Genomic DNA, 7,709 nt, shown 5'->3' with positions numbered 1-7,709 from the left:
CTTCGTGATCGCCGCCGTCAGAGACGTCTTCCCGTGATCAACGTGACCGATCGTCCCGATGTTGCAATGCGGCTTCGTCCGCTCGAACTTCGCTTTCGCCATGACGTTCTCCTTCTCGCGCGCGCCCGCGCCTTACCGTGTGGGACCGTAGAGAGCGGCGCGCGCCCTCCGCATGAATTCCTTAGACATCTTCTGCGCCTTCACGTCCGCGCGGTCGCGGACGTTGACGCCGATCATTTCGCCGACCAGATGCGGCCCGACATCGACATCGAGCGGCTCCGGCCCGACGATGAGCTCGCCCGACGAAAGGTCGACAAGCGCAACAGTGCCTGAAATCGAACTCAGCCGCCCGAAGAAGGCCGCTGCGTCCGGGTTCGTGACCTCAAGGTCGATGATCGAGATCACCGCCGCCGCAGGCCGCCCGGCCGGCTCGGAAAGCGCCAGGAAGTCGGTGTAGAGGCCGAGATAGGCGGCGACGTCCTCGGCCGGAGCGTCGGCATCCGCCGCCATGCCGCTTACGTCGATCCGGACGTCGGCAGGGTTCACCGCCAGCGCCTCGACCGGCACGGTCGCGCCCCGGTCCGCCACGGGCGCAGGCGCGCGGGAGCAGGCCGAGGCCAGCGCCAGCGCGGCAGCCGCCGCAGGGATGATCCGGAGCGCGGTCATCACGTCACGCGTACTTCGCCTGGATCTCCTGGGAGATCGCCTGCGGCACGGGCTCGTAATGGTCGAATTGCATCGTGAACTGGGCGCGCCCTTGAGACATCGAGCGGAGCGTGTCCACATACTTGAACATGTTGGCCAGCGGCACGAACGCGTTCACCACGTTCGCGTTGCCGCGCGCCTCCTGCCCCTGCACCTGACCGCGCCGCGAGGTGAGATCGCCGATCACGGAGCCGGTGAATTCCTCGGGCGTGACGACCTCGACCTTCATGATCGGCTCGAGCAGCTTCGCGCCGGCCTTCTTCAGGCCCTCGCGCATTGCCGCGCGCCCGGCGATCTCGAAGGCGAGAACCGACGAGTCGACGTCATGGTAGGCGCCGTCGAGGAGCTGGACCTTGAAGTCGATCACCGGGAAGCCGGCGAGCGGGCCCGAGTCCATGACAGACTTGATGCCCTTCTCGACGCCCGGGATGTATTCCTTCGGGATCGAGCCGCCGACGATCTTGGACTCGAACGAATAGCCCTCGCCCGGCTCCATCGGCTTGATCACCATCTTCACGCGCGCGAACTGGCCGGAACCGCCGGACTGCTTCTTGTGCGTGTAGTCGATCTCTGCGTCGTGGCTCACCGTCTCGCGATAGGCGACCTGCGGCGCGCCGATATTGGCCTCGACCTTGAACTCGCGCTTCAGCCGGTCGACGAGAATGTCGAGATGAAGCTCGCCCATGCCCTTCATGATCGTCTGGCCCGACTCGATGTCGGTCGAGACGCGGAAGGACGGATCCTCGGCGGCGAGCCGCTGGAGACCCTGGGACATCTTCTCCTGATCGGCCTTCGTCTTCGGCTCGATGGCGATCTCGATCACCGGCTCGGGGAAGGTCATCGTCTCGAGCACCACCGGCTGCGACGGATCGCAGAGCGTGTCGCCCGTCGTCGTGTCCTTGAGGCCGGCCAGCGCGATGATGTCGCCCGCGAAGGCCTCGTCGATCTCCTCGCGGTTGTTCGAGTGCATCATCATCATGCGGCCGACGCGCTCGCGCTTGCCCTTCGTCGCGTTCAGCATCTGGGCGCCCTTGCCGAGCTGCCCCGAATAGATGCGCGTGAAGGTGAGCGAGCCCACGAACGGGTCGTTCATGATCTTGAAGGCGAGGCCGGCGAAGGGCTGCGCGTCGTCGGCAGAGCGGGGAATGTTCCGCGTCTCGGTCTCGTCGCCCGGCTTGAAGCCCATATAGGGCCTCACGTCGAGCGGACCCGGCAGATAGTCGATCACCGCGTTGAGCAGCGGCTGGATGCCCTTGTTCTTGAAGGCGGAGCCCGCGAGAACCGGCACGAAGACCATGTCGAGCGTGCCCTTGCGGATCAGCCGCCGCAGCGTGGCGACGTCGGGCTCGTTGCCTTCGAGAAAGGCCTCCATCGCCTCGTCGTCGAGTTCGACCGCGCGGTCGATCAGCTCGGCGCGCATCTCCTCGGCCTGCTCCTTCAGGGACTCGCGGACCGGCTGGCGCGTCCAGGTCGCGCCGAGGTCCTCGCCCTTCCAGGTCCACTCTTCCATGGTGACGAGGTCGATGATCCCCTCAAGCTCGGTCTCGGCCCCGATGGGCAGCTGGATCGGCAGCGGCTGCGCGCCCGTCCGGTCCTTGATCATCTTGACGCAGTTGAAGAAATCCGCGCCGATCTTGTCCATCTTGTTGACGAAGACGATCCGAGGAACCTCGTAGCGGTCGGCCTGGCGCCAGACGGTCTCCGTCTGCGGCTCCACGCCGGCGTTGGCGTCCAGAAGGCAGATCGCGCCGTCGAGCACGGCGAGGCTGCGCTCCACCTCGATGGTGAAGTCCACGTGGCCGGGCGTGTCGATGATGTTGAAGCGGTGCTTCGGCGTCTCCGGCGCGTCGCCCGTCGAGGTCCGCTCCCAGAAGGTCGTGGTCGCGGCGGACGTGATGGTGATGCCGCGCTCCTGCTCCTGCTCCATCCAGTCCATCGTCGCGGCGCCGTCATGCACCTCGCCGATCTTGTGGGACTTGCCGGTGTAGTAGAGAATCCGCTCCGTGCACGTCGTCTTGCCGGCGTCGATATGCGCCATGATGCCGAAGTTGCGGTAGCGCTCGAGGGGATAATCGCGGGCCATTGGTCCAGTCCTTCGGGGTTACCAGCGGTAGTGGCTGAACGCCTTGTTGGCGTCCGCCATCTTGTGAGTGTCTTCGCGCTTCTTCACGGCGGTGCCGCGGCCGTTGACCGCGTCCATCAGTTCGCCGGCGAGGCGCTCCTCCATCGTGTGCTCGTTCCGCGCGCGGGAGGACTTGATGAGCCAGCGGATCGCCAGCGCCTCGCGGCGCTCGGGGCGAACCTCGACGGGCACCTGGTAGGTCGCGCCGCCGACCCGGCGGGAGCGGACCTCGACGGAGGGCTTTATGTTGTCCAGCGCCTCGTGGAACACCTCGATCGGCGCCTTCTTCATCTTCGCCTCGACGCGCTCCAGCGCGCCGTAGACGATACCCTCCGCGACGGACTTCTTGCCGTCATACATCAGGTTGTTCATGAACTTCGTCAGAACCCGGTCGCCGTACTTGGCGTCGGGCAGGATCTCGCGCTTTTCGGCGGAATGGCGGCGGGACATGTCGCGCTCTCCTTACTTCGGACGCTTCGCGCCGTATTTCGAACGGCGCTGGCGGCGGGAATTGACGCCCTGCGTGTCGAGCACGCCGCGGAGGATGTGGTAGCGGACGCCCGGAAGGTCCTTCACGCGGCCGCCGCGGATCAGGACGACCGAGTGCTCCTGCAGGTTGTGGCCCTCGCCCGGGATGTAGGAGATGACCTCATACCCGTTGGTCAGCCGCACCTTCGCGACCTTCCGGAGCGCCGAGTTCGGCTTCTTCGGGGTCGTCGTGTAGACGCGGGTGCAGACGCCGCGCTTCTGGGGGCAAGCCTCCAGATGCATGGACTTGTTCCGCACCGGTTTCGGCTGCCGGGGCTTCCGGATCAGCTGCTGAATCGTCGGCATCGGGCTCGCACCCCATCGTTGTCTTCATCTCAGCGCCCCGGTCATCCGGAACGCGCGAAACGCCAAGCCCGGCCTTTCGGCCGTCCTTGGCGGGAATTCAGAGGATCGGGGCCGGAGCCCGGATCATGCGCGCCAATATTGGGCGATGTATGCTCGCGCCGGGATTCCCCTTCGCGATGGGCGGCTTCTATGGGGCGGGGGGAATCATGTCAAGGGTAGGGTAAGGGAAAGCGGCGATGGCCGATCCTCACGTCTTGGCGTCGTCACTCTGGAAGTCCTGCGGCGCGTAGGCCAGCGTTGAAGCGCGTCATCGCTGAGACGTCCGCGATGCGGATAAAACCGCGCGACAGCGTCGCCTTATGATCGTGGGCAAGGATTTCGGCGACCGCCTCGGCCGCCTTGTCGCGATCTCCCAACTGCCCATACACCGCTGCGCGCCACCATTTGTTGCCAAGAAAGCGCGGGTTCCGGGCGCGCGCCCGCTCGAAAGCTTCCGCCGACTCGGCGTATCGCTCCTGAATGAACTGCGCCTGGCCAAGCAACTGATCCGGGAGCCAGTCATGAAACGGATTGAGCCTGATCGCGACGCGAAGTCTGGCTTCCGCCTCGGCTCCTCGACCGAGGAAGATCAGCGGCAAAGAGGATCTGGTGAGGAGATGGGCATCGGCCGGCTCCATCTCTACCGCGCGGGCATAGGCCGTGGCGGCTCCTTCGTAGTCTCGAAGATTCATTAGCGTGTGCGCATAGACTGATTGTGGAAACCAGTCCTCCGGCTCTTCGGCCGCCGCGGATCGCGCTTCTTCATGGGCGCGGGCCAGCAGCTCGGCCCGGTCCTCCACCAGCCCGAAATAGGCGCGTTGCGTGTCGATGAAGGCGAGCACTGACTTTGCGCGGACGAAGCCCGGGTCACGCTCCAACGCCTTTAGGGCGAGCGCGCGCGCTTTGCCATATGCGTCGGGCGTGTTGAGCCAGCTCTCCCGATCCGCCTCGAACCACGCGAACCAGGCTTCCGGGTCATCCGTAAACCGAACCTGCTCTGCGGCCCGGTTGAGGTCCGATGCGAGGCGCACCGCCAGCGCCTCAACGATCTCGTCCTGCAGGACGAAGATATCCGACGAGGCGCGGTCAAACCGGTCTGACCAGACGATCCGGCCGGAAACAGCGTCAACGAGCTCGGCGTCGATACGAACCCGATCACCGCCGCGGCGGAGCGTGGCGCGAACTACGTGACGTACGCCAAGCTCCTCCGAGACCCGCGCCGGTTCCGCATTGTCGCCGACATAGCTGAGCGTCGAACTCCGCGCGATTACGAAAAGGCCGGAGACCCGAGCGAGGCCCCTCGTCAAGTCTTCGGCGATCGCGTCCGCCAACCTCCGGTCATCGACCGAGGAGGCAGCCACCTCGAAGGGAAGGACAGCGACAGACGGCTTGTCCGGAAGCGGGAGCGCCATGGACGCGATTGCAGCCGGTTCGACCCGCGCGACCCAGGGCTGGAGCCAGGCGAGCAGGCCCGCCAAGGCGATGAACGCCGCCACGGCGACAATCCGTCCTGTTCTGACCCGGCGCTTCGCGACGAAGCTTGGCCGCCGGGCGGAGTTCCGAGGGGATGTGACGCCGAAGGCGCGGATTGGACGGGCGATATTCTTGACCGCGACTTCGCCCATATCTTGAAGCTCGTAAGAGAGCTTGTCGCGAATCTGGTCGCGCGCAGCGCGCGAGATACAAACGCCGCCGGGCGGCGCCAGCCCTTCGAGCCGGGCCGCCACGTTGACGCCGTCGCCATGGACATCGTCTCCTTCGATAATGACGTCGCCGAGATTGACGCCGATGCGCAGGAGGAGCGCCGGCGCCCCGGATCGGTTGAACGTCTCCATGCCGTCCTGAATACGAACGGCGCAGTCCACGGCGTCGACCACGCTTCCGAATTCGGCCAGCAGTCCGTCTCCCATGGTCTTGAAGAGGCGACCGCGATGTTCCGTGATCGCCGGCGCGATCACAGTCTCCATTGCTGCGTTGAATCTTGCGCGGACGCCGCCTTCGTCCTCGCCCATCATGCGACTATATCCGACGACGTCAGCCGCAAGGACCGCCGCCAGTCGTCGTTGCAGTCGAACCTCGGACATCAGCGCCCCAACCGTCAATGCGCCGATCCTGGCTGGGGGCATTCTAGGACAGTCAGACACATTGGTCCATTCGCGCGCCCGGCGTTCTACCCCTTGCCTCCCCTCCCGCGCTGCGCCAGCCTCCCGCCCGAACACAAGGGAGCAGCCATGACCCAAACCCTGCGCGCCGAAGACCTCGCCTTTCTCCTCCATGACGTCATCGGCGTCTCCCGCTTCGCCAACCATCCGCTCTACGCCGGGCAGAACCGCGAGGACTGGGACGCGATTCTCGATCTCGCCGCCGGGATTGCGGAGCGGGAATGGGAGCCGCTGGCGGCGCGGCTGGACATTGACGAACCGTCTTTCGACGGAAAGCGCGTCCACATCATTCCGGAGGCGAAGGCGGCGCTCGATGAATACTGGAAGGCCGGGTTCCAGGCCGCCGGCTTCGCCTCGGATCAGGGCGGCATGGGCCTCCCCTTCACGATCACGCAAGGCGTCGCAGCCTTCTTCAACGCCGCCAACGTCTCGCTGACGGGCTATGCGATGCTCTCTGTCGGCGTCGGCAACATGCTCGTCGCCACCGGCTCCGAGGACCAGATCGCGGAGTATCTGCCCCCCCTCCTCGAAGGGCGCTGGACGGGGACAATGTGCCTCTCCGAGCCGCAGGCCGGCTCCGGCCTAGCCGACATCCGCACGCGGGCGGAGCCGCAGGCTGACGGGACGTATCGGGTCATCGGCTCGAAGATGTGGATTTCGGGCGGCGAGCACGAGCTTTCGGAAAACATCGTCCACATGGTGCTGGCGAAGATCCCCGGCGGCCCTCCGGGCGTGAAGGGCATCTCGATGTTCATCGTCCCGAAGTTCCTGAAGGACGGAGCGAAGAACGACGTGCGCCTCATCGGCCTCAACCACAAGATGGGCTTCCGCGGCACCACCAATTGCGCGCTGAACTTCGGCGACGAAGGCGGCGCGGTCGGCTATCTCGTCGGCGAGCCGCACCAGGGCCTCGCCTACATGTTCCACATGATGAACGAGGCGCGGATCGGCGTCGGCCTTGGCGCGGCGAGCATCGGCTATGCCGGCTATCTCCACGCCCTCGCCTATGCGAAGGAGCGGAAGCAGGGGCGGGCGCCTGACAACAAGGACCCGGCGAGCCCCACAGTCCCCATCATCGAGCATGCCGATGTGAAACGGATGCTCCTCCAGATGAAATCATACGTCGAGGGCGGCCTCGCGCTCGTCCTCTACGGCGCCTCGCTGGTGGACGAGGCGCGGCTGGGGGACGGGGAGGCGGAACTGCTCCTCGATCTGCTGACGCCGATCATGAAGTCCTGGCCCTCCGAATACGGGCTCCGCGCCAACGAGATCGCGATCCAGGTCTTCGGCGGCTACGGCTACACGCGGGATTATCCGGTCGAGCGGCTCTATCGGGACAACCGGCTGAACCACATCCACGAGGGCACACGCGGGATTCAGGGCATGGACCTCCTCGGCCGGAAGGTCGGGCAGAAGGGCGGCGCCGGGATGCGCCGGCTCGCCGCCGAGATCGAGGCGACGGCGGCCGAGGCGGCGTCGCGGCCGGAAACAGCAGAGCTCGCCGCGAGCCTCCGCAAGGCCGCAGCCCGCGCCTTCGGCGTGACGGCGGCGATGCAGGCACGCGCCGCGGAGGCCGGGCCCGCCGCCTATCTCGCCAACGCGACGATCTATCTCGACATGCTGGGCCATGTCGTCGTCGCATGGCTCTGGGTCCGGCAGGCGCTGGCGGCGGAGGCGGCGCTGGGCGCGGGCGAGGGCGAGGGCGCGCGTCGGGATTTCCTAGCAGGCAAGCTCACCGCCGCCCGCTATTTCCACCGCTACGAACTCCCCGCGGCGATGACCGCCGCGGACCTTCTGGAGCGGATGGACCGGACCTGCCTCGAGGCGGAAGCCGCCGGCTTCTGAGC

The 7,709-nt window shown here is 66.3% G+C and carries 7 protein-coding genes; 1 reads left to right on the top strand and 6 read right to left on the bottom strand.

Going from position 1 to position 7,709, the window contains the following annotated elements; all coding sequences use genetic code 11:
• The 6 genes from ACE37J_RS02645 to ACE37J_RS02620 all read right to left on the bottom strand — a co-directional run.
• On the bottom strand, positions 1-102 hold a 102-nt coding region (locus ACE37J_RS02645; protein ID WP_409706604.1), incomplete at its 3' end, for a GTP-binding protein.
• Positions 103-132: 30 nt separating this feature from the next.
• The gene (locus tag ACE37J_RS02640; RefSeq protein WP_409706595.1) at positions 133-669 is read right to left on the bottom strand and encodes a hypothetical protein; all 537 of its coding nucleotides are present in this window, start codon (positions 667-669) and stop codon (positions 133-135) included.
• Position 670: 1 nt separating this feature from the next.
• Positions 671-2,788 (bottom strand): elongation factor G, encoded by a 2,118-nt coding sequence (gene fusA / locus ACE37J_RS02635; protein ID WP_409706592.1) that lies wholly within the window; start codon positions 2,786-2,788, stop codon positions 671-673.
• 18 nt (positions 2,789-2,806) lie between these two features.
• Entirely contained in the window at positions 2,807-3,277 is a 471-nt protein-coding gene (gene rpsG, locus ACE37J_RS02630) for a 30S ribosomal protein S7 (RefSeq protein WP_409706589.1), read from the bottom strand.
• A gap of 12 nt (positions 3,278-3,289) precedes the next feature.
• Positions 3,290-3,661: a 30S ribosomal protein S12 gene (gene rpsL, locus ACE37J_RS02625; RefSeq protein ID WP_409706586.1), complete on the bottom strand. Its 372-nt coding sequence runs from the start codon at positions 3,659-3,661 to the stop codon at positions 3,290-3,292.
• A gap of 263 nt (positions 3,662-3,924) precedes the next feature.
• Complete coding sequence (locus ACE37J_RS02620; RefSeq protein ID WP_409706582.1) at positions 3,925-5,784, bottom strand: adenylate/guanylate cyclase domain-containing protein; 1,860 nt, start codon at positions 5,782-5,784, stop codon at positions 3,925-3,927.
• 147 nt (positions 5,785-5,931) lie between these two features.
• Between ACE37J_RS02620 and ACE37J_RS02615 the strand changes: the two genes are divergently transcribed.
• A complete protein-coding gene (locus tag ACE37J_RS02615; RefSeq protein ID WP_409706579.1) occupies positions 5,932-7,707 on the top strand; it encodes an acyl-CoA dehydrogenase in 1,776 nt (591 codons plus the stop codon).
• The last annotated feature ends 2 nt before the right edge of the window (positions 7,708-7,709 follow it).

This window comes from Pikeienuella sp. (assembly GCF_046290545.1).
Classification (GTDB): Bacteria; Pseudomonadota; Alphaproteobacteria; order Rhodobacterales; family Rhodobacteraceae; genus Pikeienuella.
This window is presented reverse-complemented; position numbering and strand designations above follow the sequence as displayed.